The following is a 2644-nucleotide window of genomic DNA, read 5'->3' as shown; positions in this document are numbered from 1 at the left end:
GTCCAGCCTTCCACACCCGGCGGCGGCTGTCTCGCGCGTTACGCGCGCTGGCGTGGCCCCGGCGCGGGGGGCGGCGGGGGGGGATTTCGGTTGTCGTAGGCCAAGACCGCGCCGATGGCGGCGACGGCGAGGGTGATTCCCCCGCCGCGGGGGGCGGGGCCTTTTTGTCTTCGTATGGGGCAGCAACCTTTGAGCCATCTGTGTTTCACCGCCGAAATTCGGTCTCTGGGTGAATATCTCGCGACGTTTGCAGCGCACCGGTTGGTATGTCCAAATGGTTACTGTGAAGTAGCTAGTTTCGGTAGCTATTTGCCGTTACGACACGGATCTGAACCCGCGACCATGACCTGATCGGCCGTCTATCAGGACTTTCGATGTATAGACCGGTGGGTATGAAACCTTTTCCGCCCATTCGGTATTCGTGATCGACATCCACCAGCTAACCTGTCATCGCTGTTTGGTAAACGACCGCGACCACATGGTTCGATTGCGTGAGGCCGTGGTCTCGGTGCGTTGACGGGATAGCAATGACAGTTGGCTTCGGCTTGAGCATCGGCACAGTGAACTCCGTCCGGGCGGCCGCCGGTGAGCGAGATCGGCCCGCCGTGCGGGTGCGGCGCACGGCCGTCACCTTCGACAGCGCGGGCGGCGCCCGGATGGGCGGACTGCCCCGATTCGCCCCTGTCGTCACGGATTTCGCCGATCTCACGCAGCATACGGAGCCGGTCATCGTGGGCGGCCGGGCGTGGACACCGCCCGAGCTGGTCGCGGCGGTGGCCGCCTGTCTGATCGATACCGACGAGCCCGCCTCGGGCCCTGTCGTCACCTATCCCGCCTGCTATACCGATCGCCAGCTGGTGCCGCTGCGCCTCGCGCTGGACCGCGCCGGTGTGGGCGACGCGCTGCTCATGCCGGAGCCCGTGGCGGCGGTGGAATGGCTCGACGCCGAGCACGGCGTCTCGGAGTCGGGTCTGACACTGGTGTACGACCTGGGCGGTAGCAGCCTCGACCTCGCCATCGTGCGCACCGAGGGCGACCGGGACGACCGCGGTGTGCTCGGCAGCGCGGTGCGCTCGCATCGGTACGGCGGCCGTCCGCTGGGCACCGTGCTGGCCCGGTACGCGCGGGCCCTCGGCCCCGGTGCGCCCGCGCCGGTGTCGAAGGTGGTCCCGGCCGGGGACACCGCGCGATTACGCACGTGGACCGTCCGCAATTCCCTTCGGCTGGTTCGCAAGTGCGTGCACCATGCCGGGCTCACGATGCGCGATATCGATCGGGTGCTGCTCGTCGGCGGTGCGGCGCGGCCGCAGGAGGTGGCGCAGGTCCTGGCCGAACTCGGGCGTCCGGTGGTGATGTCCCAGGATCCGGCGCACACCGTGGCGATCGGTGCCGCCATCGCGGCGGCGCGGATGGCCGACCCGGGGTCGAATCTGGGGCGGTACGCGCGCGGTGCGGCCGTATTGTCCAGTGCCGCCGTGGCTTCGGCGGTGGCGATGTCGGCGGCCACCATGTTCGGCAGCGGCCCGATCGGAACCGACGGTCCGGCACTGGAATTCGCGCCCGCCCTGGCCGGTCCGGCCAGCGGCGCCCGCAATCAGTTCCGTGATCTGCGCGTGTTCGAGGGTCTCGACTCGGTGCCCGGGCTGGCCGCGGGGGCCGACGGGCTGCTGTCGTCGTTCACCCCGGCCCGCGCGTATAGCGCTGTGGCACAGTCGTTCTCGGATGTCGCCGCGGCCACCGCGAATGTGGAGCGGGCGGTGCGTGAGTACGGCCCGGGCGAGCATTGTGATCCGATCAGCCGCCAGGTCTCCGGCTACGCCGATCCGGCCAGATTCACCAACCCGATGCCGTTCGGTTCGACGGCGAGGATGACGGGCAATGCCACCCCGGCCGGTACCTCCACCGGCAAGATTCCCTCGATCAGCCTGCCGCGCATCGGATCCGCGGCGCTGCCTAGCCGTGCCATGCCGGGTCCGATCTCGCTCGGCGGCCTCTCCCCATCCGACTCCCGCCCCGCTGCGGGAAGCTCCCTGGCCAACCCCCGGCCGGACGCGGGCACCCGGTCGGGCACCGGCCGCGCGGGCGGAAACGCCACCGGCGCAAGCACATCGGACGACCGAAAGACCGCGCCGGTCGCCGGGACACTGCCGGGTCCCGGGACCGGCGGTGGGTGGACCGGGGGCGGATTGCCATCCGCCGGTTCCGCAACCGACCCCGCACGAGGTGAGGGGACGGGGCCGGGCGGATCCGGTAGCGGGCCGACGCCCTCCGGGGGCCTGTCCTCCGGAGCCCGAGGCCCCGGCAGTTCGCCCCCGGGGAGCGGCGGAAGCTCCGCCGGATCGGGCGACTCCCCGAACTCCGGCGGCCTCGCGGGCGGGGGAATGAACTCGGGCGGAATGCCCGGTGGCGGCGCGAATTCGAGCGGCGTGTCCGGTGGTGGTGGCGACACGGGCGGAATGTCCGGTGGCGGTGGGAATTCGGGCGGCGTGTCCGGTGGTGGTGGGGGTTCGGGCGGCGTGTCCGGTGGCGGTGGGGGTTCGGGTGGTGTGTCCGGTGTTGCTGGGGGGTCGGGAGGAGTGTCTTGTGGTGGGGGTTAGTGTGGGTTGACGGGTTGTGGAGGGGGGTGGGGTGGGTGGGGGTGTGG

The 2644-nt window shown here is 70.7% G+C and carries 1 protein-coding gene; it reads left to right on the top strand.

The window, feature by feature from the left end; translation table 11 throughout:
• Positions 1–560 precede the first annotated feature (560 nt).
• Positions 561–2597 carry an Hsp70 family protein gene (locus tag QH290_RS35955; protein ID WP_280387854.1) on the top strand — a complete coding sequence of 679 codons (2037 nt, stop codon included), beginning with the start codon at positions 561–563 and terminating at the stop codon, positions 2595–2597.
• Positions 2598–2644: the final 47 nt, after the last annotated feature.

It is taken from the genome of Nocardia wallacei (genome assembly GCF_029869545.1).
Lineage (GTDB): Bacteria > Actinomycetota > Actinomycetes > Mycobacteriales > Mycobacteriaceae > Nocardia > Nocardia wallacei_A.
Note: the sequence above shows the minus strand (reverse complement) of the source record. Positions and strands in the feature narration are given on the sequence as shown.